The sequence below is a fragment of the Asticcacaulis sp. W401b genome (assembly GCF_046503825.1).
Lineage (GTDB): Bacteria > Pseudomonadota > Alphaproteobacteria > Caulobacterales > Caulobacteraceae > Asticcacaulis.
Genome location: NZ_JBKFEE010000001.1, coordinates 923,348 through 940,854 on the forward strand (window position 1 = coordinate 923,348; position 17,507 = coordinate 940,854).

General features: G+C 60.4%; 17 protein-coding genes. 6 read left to right on the forward strand and 11 right to left on the reverse strand.

The features are described 5' to 3' along the window. Positions 1–128: 128 nt before the first annotated feature. Together ACK8OE_RS04305 and ACK8OE_RS04310 are read right to left on the reverse strand one after the other, a co-directional pair. The gene (locus tag ACK8OE_RS04305; protein ID WP_410271512.1) at positions 129–977 is read right to left on the reverse strand and encodes a DeoR/GlpR family DNA-binding transcription regulator; all 849 of its coding nucleotides are present in this window, start codon (positions 975–977) and stop codon (positions 129–131) included. Positions 978–1,115: 138 nt separating this feature from the next. After that, positions 1,116–2,561 carry an FGGY-family carbohydrate kinase gene (locus ACK8OE_RS04310; RefSeq protein WP_410271513.1) on the reverse strand — a complete coding sequence of 482 codons (1,446 nt, stop codon included), beginning with the start codon at positions 2,559–2,561 and terminating at the stop codon, positions 1,116–1,118. 370 nt (positions 2,562–2,931) lie between these two features. On the opposite strand from ACK8OE_RS04310, the gene rhaI reads away from it, so the two are divergent. Both rhaI and ACK8OE_RS04320 read left to right on the forward strand, forming a co-directional pair. Continuing rightward, on the forward strand, positions 2,932–4,272 hold the full coding sequence (rhaI, locus tag ACK8OE_RS04315) for an L-rhamnose catabolism isomerase (protein ID WP_126422467.1): 1,341 nt from the start codon (positions 2,932–2,934) through the stop codon (positions 4,270–4,272). Positions 4,273–4,312: 40 nt separating this feature from the next. Next, positions 4,313–5,062, forward strand: coding sequence for a DUF1961 family protein (locus ACK8OE_RS04320; protein WP_410271514.1), 750 nt, complete (start codon positions 4,313–4,315; stop codon positions 5,060–5,062). On the opposite strand, the gene cutA is transcribed toward ACK8OE_RS04320, so the two are convergent. Both cutA and ACK8OE_RS04330 read right to left on the reverse strand, forming a co-directional pair. After that, positions 5,052–5,369: a divalent-cation tolerance protein CutA gene (gene cutA / locus ACK8OE_RS04325; RefSeq protein ID WP_410271515.1), complete on the reverse strand. Its 318-nt coding sequence runs from the start codon at positions 5,367–5,369 to the stop codon at positions 5,052–5,054. The two genes, ACK8OE_RS04320 and cutA, sit on opposite strands and share 11 nt — an antisense overlap. A gap of 38 nt (positions 5,370–5,407) precedes the next feature. Beyond that, positions 5,408–5,764, reverse strand: coding sequence for a vanz family protein (locus ACK8OE_RS04330; RefSeq protein ID WP_410271516.1), 357 nt, complete (start codon positions 5,762–5,764; stop codon positions 5,408–5,410). A 279-nt stretch (positions 5,765–6,043) separates the two neighbouring features. Between ACK8OE_RS04330 and ACK8OE_RS04335 the strand changes: the two genes are divergently transcribed. Further along, positions 6,044–6,238: a hypothetical protein gene (locus ACK8OE_RS04335; RefSeq protein ID WP_410271517.1), complete on the forward strand. Its 195-nt coding sequence runs from the start codon at positions 6,044–6,046 to the stop codon at positions 6,236–6,238. A gap of 69 nt (positions 6,239–6,307) precedes the next feature. Here the strand turns inward: ACK8OE_RS04335 and ahcY are convergent, their stop codons facing one another. Then, a complete protein-coding gene (gene ahcY, locus ACK8OE_RS04340; RefSeq protein WP_290797076.1) occupies positions 6,308–7,705 on the reverse strand; it encodes an adenosylhomocysteinase in 1,398 nt (465 codons plus the stop codon). A 177-nt stretch (positions 7,706–7,882) separates the two neighbouring features. On the opposite strand from ahcY, the gene ACK8OE_RS04345 reads away from it, so the two are divergent. Then, positions 7,883–9,211 carry an amidohydrolase family protein gene (locus ACK8OE_RS04345; RefSeq protein ID WP_410271518.1) on the forward strand — a complete coding sequence of 443 codons (1,329 nt, stop codon included), beginning with the start codon at positions 7,883–7,885 and terminating at the stop codon, positions 9,209–9,211. Here the strand turns inward: ACK8OE_RS04345 and ACK8OE_RS04350 are convergent. Further along, complete coding sequence (locus ACK8OE_RS04350; protein WP_410271519.1) at positions 9,205–9,867, reverse strand: exopolysaccharide biosynthesis protein; 663 nt, start codon at positions 9,865–9,867, stop codon at positions 9,205–9,207. The two genes, ACK8OE_RS04345 and ACK8OE_RS04350, sit on opposite strands and share 7 nt — an antisense overlap. 151 nt (positions 9,868–10,018) lie before the next feature. Between ACK8OE_RS04350 and bioB the strand changes: the two genes are divergently transcribed. Beyond that, positions 10,019–11,005 (forward strand): biotin synthase BioB, encoded by a 987-nt coding sequence (gene bioB, locus ACK8OE_RS04355; RefSeq protein ID WP_410271520.1) that lies wholly within the window; start codon positions 10,019–10,021, stop codon positions 11,003–11,005. A 159-nt stretch (positions 11,006–11,164) separates the two neighbouring features. Beyond that, on the forward strand, positions 11,165–12,331 hold the full coding sequence (locus ACK8OE_RS04360) for a nucleotide sugar dehydrogenase (protein ID WP_410271521.1): 1,167 nt from the start codon (positions 11,165–11,167) through the stop codon (positions 12,329–12,331). On the opposite strand, the gene ACK8OE_RS04365 is transcribed toward ACK8OE_RS04360, so the two are convergent. The 5 genes from ACK8OE_RS04365 to rfbB form a co-directional block, all read right to left on the reverse strand. After that, positions 12,301–13,185, reverse strand: a complete 885-nt coding sequence (locus ACK8OE_RS04365) for a TIGR03915 family putative DNA repair protein (RefSeq protein WP_410271522.1) — start codon at positions 13,183–13,185, stop codon at positions 12,301–12,303. The two genes, ACK8OE_RS04360 and ACK8OE_RS04365, sit on opposite strands and share 31 nt — an antisense overlap. Continuing rightward, positions 13,182–14,408: a putative DNA modification/repair radical SAM protein gene (locus tag ACK8OE_RS04370; protein WP_410271523.1), complete on the reverse strand. Its 1,227-nt coding sequence runs from the start codon at positions 14,406–14,408 to the stop codon at positions 13,182–13,184. Before ACK8OE_RS04370 ends, ACK8OE_RS04365 begins: the two co-directional genes overlap by 4 nt. Before the next feature lie 223 nt (positions 14,409–14,631). After that, entirely contained in the window at positions 14,632–15,504 is an 873-nt protein-coding gene (rfbA, locus tag ACK8OE_RS04375) for a glucose-1-phosphate thymidylyltransferase RfbA (RefSeq protein ID WP_410271524.1), read from the reverse strand. 24 nt (positions 15,505–15,528) lie between these two features. After that, positions 15,529–16,419, reverse strand: a complete 891-nt coding sequence (rfbD, locus tag ACK8OE_RS04380; protein WP_410271525.1) for a dTDP-4-dehydrorhamnose reductase — start codon at positions 16,417–16,419, stop codon at positions 15,529–15,531. A gap of 2 nt (positions 16,420–16,421) precedes the next feature. After that, positions 16,422–17,483, reverse strand: coding sequence for a dTDP-glucose 4,6-dehydratase (rfbB, locus tag ACK8OE_RS04385; RefSeq protein WP_410271526.1), 1,062 nt, complete (start codon positions 17,481–17,483; stop codon positions 16,422–16,424). Positions 17,484–17,507: the final 24 nt, after the last annotated feature.

The window sequence follows — 17,507 nt, forward strand, 5'->3', positions numbered from 1 at the left end:
GTATATCCGTGTAACCTGAGTGTATCCTGCAAGCCGCGCATAAAATTCTCAATACTTCCAAAAAATGAAAGTTTCAAGAATTTTCAGCGGTGTGTAATGCGCAACCCAATCTTGAGCGATTTGCCGAGTTACACCACTTCCGAGGCCTTGCGGTCTTCGGCGGTGACTTGGGCTATGCGCACCTCGATACCGGCGTGCTCCAACCATTCGCGCGCCGCGTCGGTCAGGCCTTCATCGGTAATCACCACGTCAATCGCCGTCAGGGGACAGACCGACAGCGAGGCCGGGGCGTCGATTTTGGAGGAATCCGCCAATACGATCACCTGATCGGCACGCTCCATCAGACGGCGCTCGGACTGCACCAGCAGCGTGTCGGACTGCATCAGGCCATTGCGCGTCAGGGCCTGACAGCCAATGAACATCTTGGCCGCCGAGAAGTTCTGCAACATGCCGTCCTCATACGGGTTGAGGATGATGCGCTGTTCGCGGAACAGCTCGCCGCCCGGCAGGGTGACCTTCACCTTTGAGCGATCGAGCAGGCATTGCAGGATAGGAATGGAGGTGGTGAGCACGTGATAGGGCTCATTGGCCATCATATTGGCCATGGTGTAGGTGGTCGAGCCGCCGTCGATAATCATCGAAATGCCGGGCTTGAGGAAGTCGAGCGCGGCGCGGGCAATGGCGCGTTTGACCGGCGCATTGACAATGGTCGAGGCCAGAAAGCTCGATTGCCCGATCAGGCTGTCGGTCTGGAACTCCGGCGTCTTGGGCTCGGCCTTGGCCGTGAAGTGCTTGCCTTCAATGCGCATGGCCCCGCCGCGCACGCGCAGCAGATGCCCCAGTTCGTGCAACTCATTGAGGTCGCGACGGATCGTCGCCGGTGACACGCCCAGACGCGCCGTCAGCTCATCGACCGAGGTCACGCGGTCCGGATTGAGTTCGTCGATGATCAGCTTCCAGCGATCCTGAAGGTGCATATGGCCCGCCCTGCGTTTCTGTGTAACGATCCTTAAACGCGCGGCCGATCCCGGCCCTACGCGATTGATGATCGAATGTGATTGATTCTTATAGGGCGCATTCCACATGGTGGGAAGCACCTTTTTTGGGTAGGGGCTTCAATCGTTTTCCATCGCCTTTAACCAGGCGGCGCGGTAGGCGCGTATGGCCTCAACGCCTTGCGGCTCGACGGGCTTATAGGCTGGCACCGGCGGCACATGATCGCTGAAAAAGGCCATGGCCCCGGCGCCGCGCGTCACCCCGGACGAGGTTTCGCAGACGAGTACGGGGGCGTCGCGCATGGCGGCCAGAAGGGTGCAGAAGGCGGCATTGTGCGCCGCCGGGCCTTCGATCAGCAGGGGCCGATCCGCGGGGGCGATCATATCGAGCGAGGTGACCGCAATCAGCGCGACGTAGATCAGGCCCAATGCCGCGCGCGTTTGCGGCGTATCGGTTTCGAGCCCGACGATTTCACCGCGCCGTCCGGGAAAGGGCCCGCCGGCATCGACGAAGCTCGGCAAGGCCATGGCCCCTGAGCCGATCACCTCAATAACCGTATCGAGCGTCACCGGCACATCGACATGACCATTGGTGATCAGCTCAAGCGCCCGCCCGCCCATAAAGCGCGCGCACGGCACCGCGCGGCCATAGACGTCGATATTGACGAGGCAGTCGCGATCCGGTCGCAGGCTGTCCGACACGGCGGCCGGCGCAATACCGGGAGCCATGGCGACATACCAGGTGCCGGTCGTCAGTATGACCGGTAGTACCGCCGCCTCATCGTGCTGATGCCGCGCAATAACCAGCGCCAGAGCGGCATTGGAATCGTGCAGCCCCACATGAACCTGACAGTCGGGGCTTAAGCCCACGGCCTCGGCGATTTCGGGGCGCAATGGCCCGGCCTTTTCCCACGCCGAGCGCAGGGGGGCAAAGCGTTCTGCCCAGCCCTCCGATACGGCAAGGCTGGAGAAGGTGCCCTGGGTCGGGTTCCACAGGTCGGTGTGACAGCCGAGCGACGTCACCTCCGAACACAAAACGCCCGACAGCCGCCACGTCCAGTACTGTGCGTAAGAGAGGATGTAGCGGACCCGCTCAAAGAATTTGGGGTCGCGCCGAGCATGCCAGAAGATTTGCGCCCCCAGATTCAGCCCGTTGGGCAGAAGCGGCGACAGGGTTTCCTCAAAGGCCGGGCGCACCCGCTGATAGGCGCGTTCATAGGGCAGCGGGATCGAGGCTTCGTAGTCCTGAATGGGTTGCAGCAACTGCTCATCGGCGCTGAGGAAGGCGCAACCGGCCCCGTGCGCGACGGGGATGATGCGGTCAATGCGGTAGCGCTGCGACAGGCGCTTCAGCTCGCTCAGGCACCAGGCAAACAGGGTATCGACATCGAAGGCCGCATAGAGCCGCGTATGCAGGTGCGGCGTCTTGAACGTCGTGCGGCTGAGGATCTGACCCTCGGCGTCAATCACGCTCAGCTTGGCATTGGTCTTGCCGACATCAAAAACAACGCAGACGCCCTCGCCCGTCACCGCGGCGCGCGTATGGCCCCCGGAGACTCCCGTCATCGCGTAACCGTCCGCCGACGGAACCCTCTCCGTCACGGGGCTTACCGACACGTCTCTCAGGCTATTGCGCACCCTTCACTCCCGACATCAGCCGCTCTTTCATGAGCGAACGGGAGCCGATTACCGGCTTTCCCGTCCATTGCCGATCATTATTGATCGAAAATTAGCAACAGAGATTGTTTTCTGCCGCTATTTCCGTTACTCTCCTACCCTATAAGAAAAGCGCGTCTGCGCCCACAAAAAACAGGTTGAGGGGTTGTTTCCCCGCGCTCTCATATATGGCGTGGCGTGCGCGCCACATCCAGTCCGTTCGCGTGAACGGTCTGTTGATTTGACTCTGTCCGTCTTTTAACCCTATCTGGAGGCCCATGTGCTGAAGGAATGGACACCCCGAATGGGCTATGTCGCCGTCAAAAAGACCCAGTCGGCCCTGCCGCAGGACATTATTGATCGGGAGAATGCGCGGCTGATGGCGGCGCATATGGCCGATTATGAAGCTCTGGGCGTCAGGCTGGCGCGTGTGGGTGTCGATATCGAGCACGTGGTCGATCGCCTGATGACGCTTGAGGTCGGCATCCCCAGCTGGGGCATGGTGTCGGGCGGTACGCGCTTTGCCCGCTTTCCCATGCCGGGTGAGCCCACCAACATTCTGGAAAAGATCGAAGACTGCGCCGCCGTGCATCAGGTGTCGGGCCTGACGCCACGCATCTCGCTACATTTTCCCTGGGACAAGGCCAACGACATCGACGAGGTGCGCGACTTCGCCCACGCCTACGGCATGGGTTTCGATGCGGTCAATTCCAACACCTTTCAGGATCAGCCGGGGCAGCGCCTGTCCTATAAGTATGGGTCGCTGACCCATTCGGACCCCGCCACCCGTGCGCAGGCCATCGAGCACAATCTCGAATGTATCGAGATCGGCGACCGGCTGGGCGCCAAGGCCCTGACCGTGTGGATCGGTGACGGCTCGAACTTTGCCGGTCAGAACGAGTTTGCCGACACGCTGGAGCGCTATCTCGACAGCATGAAGGCGATCTATGCCGCCCTGCCGCACGACTGGCGGCTGTTTATCGAGCACAAACTGTACGAACCCGCCTTCTACGCCACCGTGATTCAGGACTGGGGCACGTCCATCCTCTGTGCGCAGACGCTGGGCCCCAAGGCGCAGTGTCTGGTCGATCTCGGCCACCACGCGCCGACGGTGAATATCGAGCTGATCGTGGCGCGGCTGGCGCAGTTCGGCAAGCTGGGCGGCTTCCACTTCAACGACTCCAAATACGGCGACGATGACCTCGACGCCGGGTCGCTCAACCCCTTCCAGCTCTTCCTGATCTTCAACGAACTGGTCTATGCCGAAACGCGCGCCAAGGGGCAGTTCAATCCGGCCTATATGATGGATCAGTCGCACAACGTGACCGACCCTATTGAGAGCCTGCTCAATTCGGCGCGCGCCATTGCCGGGGCCTATGTCAAGGCGCTGATAGTGGATCGCAAGGCGCTGAAGGAGCATCAGGCCAATAATGACGTGATGATGGCCCACCATTGCCTGCGTATGGCCTATGAGACCGACGTGCGCCCGGCGCTGGCCATGGCGCGTTTGCGCAAGGGTGGAGCGATTGACCCCATGCTGGCCTTCCGCGCCACCGGCTATCGCGCCGAAAAGGCCAAGGTGCGCAAAACCCGCGCGGCGCATGGCGGCGGAATTGTCTGATCCGCGCGTGTAATCCGCACAACCCCTTTCGAGATTTCGCATGAGCCTTTCGCGTCGTCAGTGGCTGGCCTCCGGTCTGGCCGCCTCCGCCTCTTCCTCGCTCCTGGCCCCCTCGCTGTTCGCGGCCGAGGCGGGTGAGCTGATCTATGCCAATCCGCTGAAGGCCGCGTCCGACGTGGCAAAGTTCAAAATGGAAGGCGATGCCAAGGTCGATTTCCCCAATGGCCGCATGCAGTTGAGCGCGCTGCGCGATGCCGCCGAAGGTCAGGCCTCGAACTTTGTCTTTTGGTGCCCGGAAATCTTTCCTGATCATGTCGAGATAAGCTGGAACTTCTGGCCGCTGAAAGAGCCCGGCCTGTGCATCCTGTTTTTTGCCGCCAGCGGGGTGAATGGCGAACACATCCTGTCGCCCAAGCTGAAAGCCCGCGCCGGCATCTACGACCAATATACCAAGAGCGACGTCAAGGCCTTGCAGATCTCCTATTTCCGCCGCCGCTGGGAGGAGGAACGCGCCTTCCACCTGGCCAATCTGCGCTACGCACCGGGCTTTGAGATGCTGGCGCAGGGGGCGGACCCCCTGCCCGATGTCGAAGATGCCCGCCCGCCTTACCGCATCAAAATCCGCAAGTCGGAGGCCAGTGTGGCCTTCACCATCAACGACCTGCCCGTCGTCAACTGGACCGGGGCCGCGGATCGCCAATGGCCCACCGGCGGCAGCATCGGCTTTCGTCAGATGGCCCCGCTGGTCGCCGAATATGCCGATCTCGAAGTGCGCAAGATCAAGGCTTAAGCGCGTCCCTCAGCCACTGTTCGTAGTCGGCGCTGGCCCACTCGATGCGCGTGGCGATCAGTTCCGGCACCTCGTAACTATGGGCGGCCTTTACCGCCGCCGCCAGCGCCGGGAGTTTGTCGCGCAGGGTCTTGATCGTCAGGCCGATCTCATCGGCCGTCTCCACCTTCCCCTGCCACACATAGGTCGAGCGCAGCGGTGCACACTGCACACAGGCCGCCAGCCTCTGCGTTACCAGAAGCTCCGCGGTGCGTTCGGCCTCGGCCTTGTCGGCACAGGTGATGGAAACGGTCACAAGATCGGTCATGCGGGGATTATAACGCGCCCTTTGCGCCTACCAAACCCTTAAAACCTCGACGGCTTCACGCGCTGGTCGCTCGCGTCACCGGGCCGGCGGCGCGGCGCGCGATGGCCTAACCGCGCATAATGGCGGAAGGTTCCGGCATAGGAAGGCAGGGTGGCGACGCTGACGTCGATCAGGTCAGCCAGCCAGTCGACGCTGGCGCTGCGTCCGGTAAAGAGTTGCGCCACCTCAATCAGCGCCCCGAGCACCAGCCCCCCCAGAGCCAGGTCTGTGCGCCGCACGCGCGAAAAGGCCAGTTGCAGCATCAGCGTCAGGGCAAAGACGGCGATGATGTGCGCTTCCTTGTCGGTCAGACCAAAAACCTGTTCAGCACCGGAAAACGGCCCCAGCACCAGCACCGCGACGGTCAGGGTGAGCAGGGCCAGGCGGGTACGGATCTACAGCAAGGCTTTCTGTGCGCGTGACATGGCCAGCTATCAAACTTTTGTTTATCTTGATCTTTTTGTCGAAAACCGCTCACACGTTTCGACTTATCGCTCCCGCCCCTAAACACGCGGGCAAACAGAAGAATGTCAAGACGCGTGAATGCCCATTGATCACGTTAATCACGCAGGTATCGACGCTTATTTAACCCTGCGCTGCTAGGGTGCGTGGAACCCTACACGCCGGAACCCTGTATGCGCCCTGATACTGCGAACCTGAACGCCCCCTCCAGAGCCTACAAACCCGCAAACGACGGCGGCCTTCTGAGCGCGCTCGACACCCACGCGGTCATCGAAGCCAAAATGCCGCTGAAATGGACCCTGCTGGCCCTGTTTTTCTCTTGCAGCGGTTTCTGGGCATTGGTGGCGGGTCTGGCGACCCGGCACTGACCGGCCCGCTGTACAGATAAAAAACCCCGGAGCAGGCTCCGGGGTTTTTTACATGTCTGTAGCCATCGATCAGTAACGATAGTGTTCCGGCTTGAACGGGCCTTCGACCGGCACGCCGATATAGTCGGCCTGTTCCGCATTGAGCGTCGTCAGCTTAGCGCCTAGCTTTTCGAGGTGCAGCAGGGCGACCTTCTCGTCGAGCTTCTTCGGCAGGGTATAGACCTGCTTGTCATAGGCCTTGTTATTGGTCCACAGCTCGATCTGCGCCAGGGTCTGGTTGGTGAACGAAGCCGACATGACGAAGGACGGGTGGCCGGTGGCGTTGCCGAGGTTAACCAGACGCCCTTCCGACAGGACGATGATCTTCTTGCCATCCGGGAATTCCACGTGGTGGACCTGCGGCTTGATCTCGTCCCACTTATAGTTGCGCAAGGAGGCGACTTGAATTTCCGAGTCGAAATGGCCGATATTGCAGACGATGGCGTTGTGCTTCATCTCGCGCATGTGCTCAAGACGAAGGACGTCCTTGTTGCCGGTGGCGGTGACGAAGATGTCGCCGACCTTGGCCACCTCTTCGACGGTGCGGACTTCGTAGCCTTCCATGGCGGCCTGAAGGGCGCAGATGGGGTCGATTTCGGTGACGATAACGCGCGCACCGCCATTGCGTAAAGAAGCGGCCGAGCCCTTGCCCACATCGCCATAACCCAGCACGACCGCGACCTTACCGGCCAGCATGACGTCGGTGGCGCGGCGGATGGCATCGACCAGCGATTCACGGCAACCATAGAGGTTGTCGAACTTCGACTTGGTCACCGAGTCGTTGACATTGATCGCCGGGAAGGGCAGCTCGCCCTTTTGTGCCATGGCGTACAGGCGGTGCACACCCGTTGTGGTTTCCTCAGACACGCCGGTGATGGCGTCGCGGATGGCCGAATAGAAGCCCGGCTTTTCCTTCAGATAGCGCTTCATGACCTTATAGAGGGCTTCTTCTTCCTCATTGGTCGGGTTGTCGAGGATCGACGCGTCTTTCTCGGCCTTCGGCCCCAGCACGGTCAGCAGGGTCGCGTCGCCGCCGTCATCGAGGATCAGGTTCGGATAGCCGCCGTCGTGCCATTCGAAAATCTTGTGCGCGTAGTCCCAGTATTCTTCGAGGGTTTCGCCCTTGATGGCAAAGACCGGTGTGCCCTTGGCGGCGATGGCGGCGGCGGCGTGGTCCTGCGTCGAGAAGATGTTGCACGAAGCCCAGCGCACCTCGGCCCCCAGCGCCTGAAGCGTCTCGATCAGCACGCCCGTCTGGATGGTCATGTGCAGCGAACCGGCGATGCGCGCGCCTTTCAGCGGCTGCGACGGGCCGTATTCCTCGCGCGTCGCCATCAGACCCGGCATTTCGCCTTCGGCGATGTCGAGTTCCTTGCGGCCCCAGTCAGCGAGGGACAGGTCTTTTACGATAAAGTCTTGAGCGGCCATAGGGGTGCATCCATAGTTTCAAATGTTGCCGTCTTATAGCGGGCCATGGCGCCGGATGCAATCAAGATATAAAGATGTCTTTATATGAGGCAAACTACGCCCTATTGCCAGCTCCCGAAACTCACGGCACCCTGTCTTTCTGACGCGCAGGGGCGCGCCGCTTAAGGGGACATCCGAATGAAACCTATCCTCCTCGCCACCGGGCTTATGACTTTGGCCCTGGCTTCACCCTCGTCAGCGCAGACGACAAAACCACTAATCTGCGCCAGCGGGGGCAAGCTGGTCGAAGCCGGACACGTCATGGATCGGCCGGGCGAAAAGACGCGCGGCCCCGCGACTGTAGTCATTTGTGACAGCCGCGTTCTGGCGGTGGTTGACGGCTATCCCGGCGGCGCGGCACTGGGCCTGCCCAAGGCGGAACGTATTGACCTGAAAGGCAAGTACGTGCTGCCCGGCCTGATCGACAGCCACGTACACCTGACGGGCGAGCTTAACCCCAATTCCAGACTGGAAGAAGTGACACAGTCCAATGCCGATCAGACGATGGTGGGGGCGGGCTTTGCGCGCAAGACCCTAATGGCCGGTTTCACCACGGTGGCCGACCTTGGGGCTTCGAACGAAGCCATCTTTGCCCTGCGCGAGGGGATTGCGCGCGGCAATGTCCCCGGCCCGCGCATCATTGCCGCAGGCTCTGCCGTTTCCATTCATGGCGGCCACGGCGATATCAACGGCTTTCGAGAAGACATCATGCACCTGCTTTCGCCCGAAAGCGTCTGTTCGGGTGCCGATGATTGTCGCCGCGCCGTGCGCCTACAGGTCCGCTCAGGGGCGGATATCATCAAAATTACGGCCACGGGCGGTGTTTTGTCGAATACGGCTGCCGGTCTGGCTCAGCAGTTCAGCGATAGCGAGCTGGCGGCCATCATCGAGTCCGCGCATCGCATGGGACGCAAGGTAACGGCCCACGCCCACGGCGTCGATGGCATCAATTCCTTTCTGCGCGCCGGCGGCGACTCGATCGAACACGGCACCTATCTCGATGACGAGTCCATCCGCCTGTTCAAAGCCTCCGGTGCCTATCTGATCCCGACCTTGATGGCCGGGGACTTCGTGACGCAGGTGGCGCGCAGCCCGAAAAACTACCTGACGCCCGCTCAGACGGCCAAGGCGCTGGAGGCCGGGCCAAAGATGCTCGACATGGCGCGCCGCGCCCACGACAGCGGCGTGAAGATTGCCTTCGGCACCGATAGCGGCGTCTCCGCCCATGGCGATAATGCCCATGAATTCGAGTTGCTGGTGCAGGCGGGTCTTAGCCCCACGGAAGCCATTCGCACGGCGACGGTGAACGCCGCCGAGCATCTGGGCCTGTCGTCGCAGATTGGCACGCTCGAACCCGGAAAGGCCGCCGATCTTATTGCGGTGGAGAGCGACCCCACCCAGTCGGTCAGTCGTCTGAAGGCCGTCAGCTTCGTCATGAAGGGCGGAACGGTCTATAAGACTCAGTAAAGCTGAGACCAAAGTGGGCCGATCACGCCTTCGGCCCACTCCCACATCCAAAGCGCAAAGTCGATCACGTAGCGCGCCCCGAAATAGACCCAGGCCGCAGCCCCAACCGCCACGGGGACGGACAGCAGCAGGCAGACGCCGTCCCTTTGCAGCAAGCCCAGCCCCGTCAGCACCACAGCGATACCCGGTATGACATTGGCCCCCGGCATGGGCAGCAGCAGGATCAACGCCATCAGAAGCGTCTGCGCCCCGGCATAGAACAGCCACGCCCCGCGCGTCAGAAAAATCAGTCGCGGTCGGGTCAGAAACTCCACCTTACGCAGCACGACGCCACAGGCGCGAAAGGCTCCGCGCAGGGTCTCTCCCTTGAACGCCCAGTTCTTGATGAAGCCCGGCATCCACAGCGCCTTGTGCCCCAGCAGCATCTGGATCGACGGCCCGATCAACAGCAAACCAAACAGGGTCGAAATGCCCGGAATGTTGGGGATGCAGATCGGCAGGGCCAGAATGATCAGCAACAGCCCCAGCCCGCGGCCTTCGAGGTTTTTGAGAAGCGTGCCGACCGTCACGGTGGGCGCATCGCCAAACGAGTCGGCCAGATCGTCAACCAGTTGCGAAGCCCTAATCCCGTGTTGGGGGGCGGTAGCATCAGGCATGGCGAATCTCCACAAACACAGCGACAACGCCGTTACCATAACGCGCCGTCTGTGGGCTGTCATGTGTCGGGTTTGACCGGTTTGCCTGATCGCGCTAGACGAGGGGCACACCCCGTGCCTTCGGCATAGGGATAAAAGCCCGGAGTTTGTGATGCCCGATACCGCCCCGACCTTTGCCACTGTGCGCCACGATTGGACAAAGACGGAAATCGCCGCCTTGTTCGACCTGCCGTTCATGGAACTGGTTTATCGTGCGGCCACCGTGCATCGTCAGCACTTCGATCCGTCGGAAATCCAGTTGTCGCAGCTTCTGTCGATCAAGACGGGCGGCTGCGCCGAAAACTGCGGCTACTGCTCGCAATCGGCACATCATGACACGGGTCTGAAGGCCTCCAAACTGATGCCGGTCGATGAGGTTCTAAGCGCCGCCAAAGCGGCCCGTGACGGCGGGGCGCAACGCTTCTGCATGGGGGCGGCATGGCGCGATCTGAAAGACCGCGATGTGCCCGCCCTCGCCGAAATGATTGCCGAGGTAAAGGCGCTGGGGCTCGAAACCTGTGCGACGCTGGGCATGATCACCCCGGATCAGGCCAGGGCGCTGAAAGAGGCCGGGCTCGATTATTACAACCACAACCTCGACACCTCGCCGGAATATTACGAGAGCGTCGTCACCACCCGCACCTATCAGGAGCGCCTCGACACGCTGGAAGCCGTGCGCGAGGTCGGCATGAAGACCTGCTGCGGCGGCATTGTCGGCATGGGCGAAACGCGCGAAGACCGCGTCTCCTTCCTGCACCAGCTGGCCACCCTGCCCGCCCACCCGGACAGCCTGCCGATCAACAATCTGGTGCCGGTATCGAACACGCCGCTGGGTGAACTGTCCAAAATAAAGGGTGGCGTCACGCCGGTCGAATTTGTGCGTACCGTCGCCGTGGCGCGTATCCTGTGCCCGAAGTCGATGGTGCGTCTGTCGGCCGGTCGCAATGAGATGAGCGAGGAACTTCAGGCCCTGTGTTTTCTGGCCGGGGCCAATTCGATCTTTGTCGGCAATCAGCTTCTGACCACGCCCAATCCGGAGCGCGGATCGGACGCCTTCCTGCTGCAATCGCTGGGCCTGCGTCCGATGGCCGCGTCATAAATCCCTCCCTTTTGAATGCGACAGATACCCAAATGGCTGCCAATGCGTTACAGCGAAGCGGGATTGGGTTGCCACTTAACCCTCTTTCTGTCTGTCTAAAGGCTTTCTGAAAGCAAAAAGATCACGGCGACCGACCTGATCCGGATATATGAGGCGAAAATGAAAATCGGTATTGCCGGTATGGGCTATGTGGGCCTGTCCAACGCCATGTTGCTGGCCCGTCATAATGAGGTTGTGGCCTTTGATATTGTCCCGGAAAAGGTCGCCCTGCTCAATGCGGGCAAATCGCCCATCGTCGATGCCGATATCGAACGCTATTTGAGCAGCGAGCCGATCAACTTCCGTGCCACACTGGACGCGCACGACGCCTTCAGCAACGCCGAATTCGTCATCGTCGCAACGCCGACCAATTACGACGTGACGACCAACCGTTTCGATACGCGCTCCATCGAAGCCGCCACGGCCAGCATCCTGTCGGTCAATCCAAAAACCACCATCGTCATCAAATCGACCATCCCGGTAGGCTATACGAACCGTCTGCGCGCGATGCACCCCGACGCCCACATCATTTTCTCGCCGGAGTTCCTGCGCGAAGGTCGGGCACTTTACGACAACCTTTACCCGTCGCGCATCATTGTGGGTGAACAGTCAGAAAAAGCGCGCCTGTTTGCCGATCTGCTGAAAAACGGCGCGGAGAAGAAGGACATCGAGGTCCTCTTCACCAACAGCGATGAGGCCGAGGCGATCAAGCTGTTTGCCAATACCTACCTCGCCATGCGCGTCGCCTATTTCAACGAACTGGACTCCTATGCCGAAGCGCTGGGACTGGATACGCGCCAGATCATCGAAGGCGTTTCGCTCGATCCCCGCATCGGCAAGGGCTATAACAACCCGTCCTTTGGCTATGGCGGCTACTGCCTGCCCAAGGACACCAAGCAGTTGCTGGCCAACTATTCCGAAGTGCCGCAAAACCTGATCAAGGCGATTGTCGAGGCCAATACCACGCGCAAGGACTTCATTGCCGAGAGCATCCTGCGCAGAAAGCCCGAGGTCGTGGGGGTGTACCGCCTGACCATGAAGACCAACTCGGACAATTTCCGCGACTCCTCGGTGCAGGGCATCATGAAGCGCATCAAGGCCAAGGGCGTCGAGGTGGTGATCTATGAACCTGCCCTTGAGGCCGAAGAGTTCTTCAATTCAAAGGTCATCCGTGATCTGGAGACCTTCAAGTCCCTATCGGATGTCATCATCGCCAACCGTCTAGCCGATGAACTGAAAGACGTCGCCGACAAGATCTATACTCGCGATCTTTTTGGTTCCGACTGATCGGCCCTTTGTTGCAGCCGTTCATGAAATCTGGGCGCGGTGTCTGAGGCACCGCGCTCTTTCATGTCGCGCACACGCTGCTCAGCGCTGCGGATCAGGTCGGGGATCAGCTCGGCCTCCGGCAGGTTCTTCCAGTATTTCTTGGGCATTTCCGACTGCATGGCCTGTACCTTCAGGCGCGCGGGATTGAAGATGTTGGCGAAATAGGTACGCCAGAGGTCATCTGTCTCGTCGCGGATATCGGGCTTTTCGGCCGGATCATCATTCACCCGCAAAATCTCACCATCCCACGCGCCTGACCCTTTAGGCGTGGCAATCAGCCAGTCCATGTCATTGAAGCGCCGCTGAAAGAAACCGGCCGTACGCGCGACGATAAAATGCTCCGGTTCAAACCACGCCACAAAGGCGCGGCGCAGTCCCGGCGCCGGGATTTCCCGGAAGCGGACAAAGGCCTTCATCTTGTGCGTATCGCGCCCCACCGATTTGGCAAAGGCATGGGCCAGCGCCACATCCGGGTCGGTCACCACACTCAGTAGGTGTTTGTCTGCCTGAAGCCGCCACAGCAGGCGGTAACAGAGATCAAAGCGCCTGGGGTCGCTGTGACACAGCACGGCTTTGGACAATTCGACAAAGGCGGAAGGGACGGTGAAAGCCCCTCCCCTGATGTCTGCGGTCGCGTTGAAGCCGGGTATTGCCCCGCCTCCGTTGACTCCGGCGGCATCAAACAAGCCCACCTGCGCGCCGGTCGCGCCCCATTCCACCTCTCTCGGCGACAGCCCCTGACGGAGGGCCTCACGCGCCGCCTCGCGCCATTCGCCATAGTCACCGCGCCCGCGCAGTTTAAACCGCTTCATAGCAGCACCAGTTGCTGCGGTTCAGGCGCAAACAGGGTGCGCAGATCGGCGCGGTCAATCAGGCGCACCGGCGTCCAGTCAGCGGTGACGACGAACGGCTTGACCTTGCGCAACGACACCTTGAGCCGCTGCAAGTCCTCCAGTTTCAGCCGCCGGAAGCGCCGCACGCTGAGGATGGACTGCACCGCTTTCACACCGAAGCCCGGCACACGCAGCAGCATCTCCTTTTCCGCGCGGTTGACATCGACAGGAAAGCGCGCGCGGTTTTCCAGCGCCCAGGCGAGTTTGGGGTCAAGTTCCAGATCGAGCATCCCGTCGGGCCGCCCTGCCGTGATCTCACCGATATCGAACCCATAGAAACGATAGAGCCAGTCGGCCTGATAGAGGCGATGTTCGCGCACCAGCGGCGGCTTGATCAGCGGCAACACTTTTGAGGCGTCGGGTATCGGCGAAAAGGCCGAATAATAGACGCGGCGCAGTCGAAAGCGGCTGTAGAGCCCGGCGCTGGAGCCCAGAATGGTGGCGTCCGTCGTCTGGTCGGCGCCAATGATCATCTGGGTCGATTGCCCCGCCGGCACGAAGCGCTTGCGTCGCTTTTTGTAGGTCGGCTCAGACGCCGCGTCGATCTTCTGTTTCAGTTCACCCATCGAGCGGCGGATATTGGCCGGGTGCTTTTGCGGGGCGAAGGCCTCGACCCCGGCATCGGTCGGCAGTTCGATATTGATCGACAGACGATCGGCATAGAGCCCAGCCTCTTCGATCAATGCTGCCGAGGCTTCAGGGATGGTTTTGAGGTGGATATAGCCACGAAAATCGTGTTTCAGCCGCAGATCGCGGGCGATGCGCACCATCTGCTCCATGGTGTAGTCGGAATTGCGGATAATGCCTGAAGACAGAAACAGACCTTCGATATAGTTACGGCGATAGAATTCCAGCGTCAGCCACACCACCTCGTCCGGCGTAAAGCGCGCCCGCTCGACATTGGACGACGAGCGGTTGATGCAATAGGCGCAATCAAAGATACAGAAGTTGGTCATCAGTATCTTCAGCAGCGAAATGCAGCGTCCGTCCGGTGCATAGGCGTGGCAGATACCCGAGCCTTCGGTGGACCCCAGCCCGCCGGATGACGAGTCCCGCTTTGACGTCCCGGACGAGGCGCAGGAGGCATCGTACTTGGCGGCATCAGACAGGATGGCGAGGCGTTCCCTGAGCGTCTTCTTCATAATTGTTCATGATACGTTCCAATGGTCTTGCCGTCAATACGGCAGACCTACCGAAAGACCGGCCACCAGAGCGGCACAAAATCCAAAGGCCATGATCATAACCGTCGCCGTCGATTTGAGTTCGCGCATCTAAGCCTCCCATGTGTGGAGACAGTGTGGCGCCTCACCCAACAAGCCGGAATACGGACATTGCCAGTCGTTTATAATGGCGGCGCAAAGCGGGTCAGGTGCCCAGAGCCAGCACACGGAAGAGGTACTTGCCGTAGTCACTCTTGCCCAGTCGCCGTGCGCAGGCCTCCAGTTGCGTGGCGTCGATGAAGCCCTGCCGCCAGGCGACCTCTTCCGGGCAGCAGATTTTCATACCCTGCCGCTTTTCCAGAACGCGCACAAACTCCGCCGCATCTAGCAGACTGTCGGGCGTACCGGTATCGAGCCACGCATAGCCGCGGCCAATGGGCAGGACATTCAACTGGCCCCGCTCAAGATAGGCGCGATTAACATCCGTGATTTCGTACTCGCCGCGCGCGGAAGGCTTGAGGTTGGCGACGATATCCACAACCTGTTCATCATAGAAATAAAGGCCTGTAATCGCCCAGTTGGACTTTGGCCGTATCGGCTTTTCTTCGACGCTCAGAGCCTTGAACGCACTGTCAAACTCCACCACCCCGTAACGCTCCGGGTCAGAGACCTGATAGGCGAAGACCGCCGCACCGGAGGTCAGGTTCGACGCCCCATCAAGTGTTTCAATGAGGTTGGAGCCATAATAGATATTATCGCCGAGGATTAGGCAGGACGGCTGACACGAGACAAAATCGGCCCCAATCATATAGGCCTGCGCCAGGCCATCGGGACTGGGCTGTTCGGCATAGGACAGGGATATGCCCCAGTTGCTGCCATCGCCCAGTAGTTTCTGAAACAGGGGCAGATCGTGCGGTGTCGAAATGATCAGGATCTCCCTTATTCCCGCCATCATCAGCGTCGATAACGGGTAATAAATCATTGGCTTATCATACACAGGCATCATTTGTTTCGAAATGCCTACAGTCATAGGAAAAAGCCTCGCTCCCGAGCCACCCGCGAGAATAATGCCCCTCATCTGCCTAGTCCTTTTCGCCTGCAATCATCCTCTTGGCAGCCCAATCAGGCGCGTGAGGCAATCGTCGAGCGATAAATGCCACGGATTGAGCCGCAAGTCATAGATTTTTGACAGTTTTTCCCCGCTCATCCGTGAGTTAGTCGGTCTTCGGGCCGCGGCAGGGTAGTCCGCGCTCGCAATGGGGTGAACCGTGACCGCTTTTCCGCCGCGCGCCACGCTGCCGGCGAAAATGGCTTCGGCAAAGCTAGCCCAGCTCGTTTCCCCCTGCCCCGTCAGATGAAACACGCCCCGTAGCTCCGGCGAGCCGTCGTCCACGACGCGACGCGCCACCACCAGCAGGGCATTGGCGATTTCCGGCGCATAGGTCGGACATCCCTGCTGATCCGCCACCACCCTAACCTCGTCGAGCGTATCCGCCAGCCCCAGCATGGTCGTAACGAAGTTGCGACCATAGGGCGCATAGACCCACGAAGTGCGCAAAATCACATGGTTTGCAGTCGCGCGGGCCACCTGCTGCTCACCCGACAGCTTGGTGCGTCCATAAACATTGAGAGGACCGGTCGCGTCGGTTTCAACATAGACACCTGCCTTGTCGCCCGGAAATACGTAATCGGTCGAAAGGTGCAGGATGGGGATGTTCCGTTCTGCGGCGATACGGGCCAGCGCACCTGGCGCATCGCCATTAACGACCTGCGCCAGTTGCGCCTCGTCTTCGGCCTTATCGACCGCCGTATAGGCGGCCACCGAAACGATCACGTCGGGCCGCAAGGCCCGGATCGGGGCCTCCAGTGTCAGAGGCTGTGACAGGTCGATCTCAGGCCGGCCAATGCAGACAAGCTCAGCACCCGCGGTCTCGCCCGCGGCACGCAGCGCCTGAACGACCTGACCCGTCTTGCCCGTAACAACGATCCGCACGCTCAGTCCCTCGTCTTGCTGAGGACACCCAGACGCTCACCCGCATAGACCCGACCGCGCAGAGGCTGCCACCAGTCGGGATGATCGAGATACCAGCGCACGGTTTTCGCCAGCCCGGTCTCGAAGGTCTCCTGTGCGCGCCAGCCCAGCTCTGTCTCCAGCTTATGGGCGTCGATTGCATAACGATGATCATGACCTGGCCGGTCGGCCACAAAGGTAATCAGGCGCGCGTGCGGCGCACCCTGCGGACACAAGATGTCCATGAGCCTGCAAATCCGGCGCACTACCTCGATATTGCTGTACTCATTGCGCCCGCCCACATTGTAGGTTTCTCCCGGTCGCCCCCTCGAGGCAATCAGATGCAGGGCGCGCGCGTGATCGTCGACATAGAGCCAGTCGCGTATGTTGGAACCGTCGCCATAGACCGGCAAAGGCTTGCCTTCCAGCGCATTGAGAATGTTGAGCGGGATCAGCTTCTCAGGAAAATGATAAGGCCCATAATTGTTGGAACAGTTCGACACAACGACCGGCAGTCCGTAGGTACGGTGCCAGGCCTTGGCCAGATGGTCAGAGGCTGCCTTCGATGCCGAATAGGGTGAGGATGGGTCATAGGCAGTGGCTTCACTGAACAGACCCGTCTGCCCCAGACTTCCATAAACCTCATCTGTTGAGACGTGCAGGAAACGGAACGCGGCCCTCCCCACCTCATCCAGGCCGTTCCAGTAATGGCGCGCAGCCTCAAGCAGGGTAAAGGTGCCCACCACATTGGTCTGCACAAATTCACCAGCGCCGTTGATCGAACGGTCGACATGGCTTTCAGCCGCCAGATGCAGGATTCGGTCGGGTTTAAAGCCGTTTATCGCTTCAACGACCTTCTCTCGGTCACAGATGTCGGCCCGCACAAAGCGATAGTTGGGCGCCTCCCGAATGGGGTCAAGCGAAGCCAGATTCCCCGCATAGGTCAGCTTGTCGAGATTGAGCACCTCCGCCCCAACCTCGGCAACCAGATAGCGGACAAGAGCTGAACCGATGAAGCCGGCCCCGCCAGTAACAATAATACGCATAGCTCAAAGCCCTGTGTCAGCGCG

Coding starts and splice junctions, on each gene's coding strand:
- ACK8OE_RS04305 (WP_410271512.1), bottom strand. CDS start 977: ATGCACCTTCAGGATCGCTGGAAGCTGATCATCGACGAACTCAATCCG.
- ACK8OE_RS04310 (WP_410271513.1), bottom strand. CDS start 2,561: ATGACGGGAGTCTCCGGGGGCCATACGCGCGCCGCGGTGACGGGCGAG.
- ACK8OE_RS04320 (WP_410271514.1), top strand. CDS start 4,313: ATGAGCCTTTCGCGTCGTCAGTGGCTGGCCTCCGGTCTGGCCGCCTCC.
- cutA (WP_410271515.1), bottom strand. CDS start 5,369: ATGACCGATCTTGTGACCGTTTCCATCACCTGTGCCGACAAGGCCGAG.
- ACK8OE_RS04335 (WP_410271517.1), top strand. CDS start 6,044: ATGCGCCCTGATACTGCGAACCTGAACGCCCCCTCCAGAGCCTACAAA.
- ahcY (WP_290797076.1), bottom strand. CDS start 7,705: ATGGCCGCTCAAGACTTTATCGTAAAAGACCTGTCCCTCGCTGACTGG.
- ACK8OE_RS04345 (WP_410271518.1), top strand. CDS start 7,883: ATGAAACCTATCCTCCTCGCCACCGGGCTTATGACTTTGGCCCTGGCT.
- ACK8OE_RS04350 (WP_410271519.1), bottom strand. CDS start 9,867: ATGCCTGATGCTACCGCCCCCCAACACGGGATTAGGGCTTCGCAACTG.
- bioB (WP_410271520.1), top strand. CDS start 10,019: ATGCCCGATACCGCCCCGACCTTTGCCACTGTGCGCCACGATTGGACA.
- ACK8OE_RS04360 (WP_410271521.1), top strand. CDS start 11,165: ATGAAAATCGGTATTGCCGGTATGGGCTATGTGGGCCTGTCCAACGCC.
- ACK8OE_RS04365 (WP_410271522.1), bottom strand. CDS start 13,185: ATGAAGCGGTTTAAACTGCGCGGGCGCGGTGACTATGGCGAATGGCGC.
- ACK8OE_RS04370 (WP_410271523.1), bottom strand. CDS start 14,408: ATGAAGAAGACGCTCAGGGAACGCCTCGCCATCCTGTCTGATGCCGCC.
- rfbA (WP_410271524.1), bottom strand. CDS start 15,504: ATGAGGGGCATTATTCTCGCGGGTGGCTCGGGAGCGAGGCTTTTTCCT.
- rfbB (WP_410271526.1), bottom strand. CDS start 17,483: ATGCGTATTATTGTTACTGGCGGGGCCGGCTTCATCGGTTCAGCTCTT.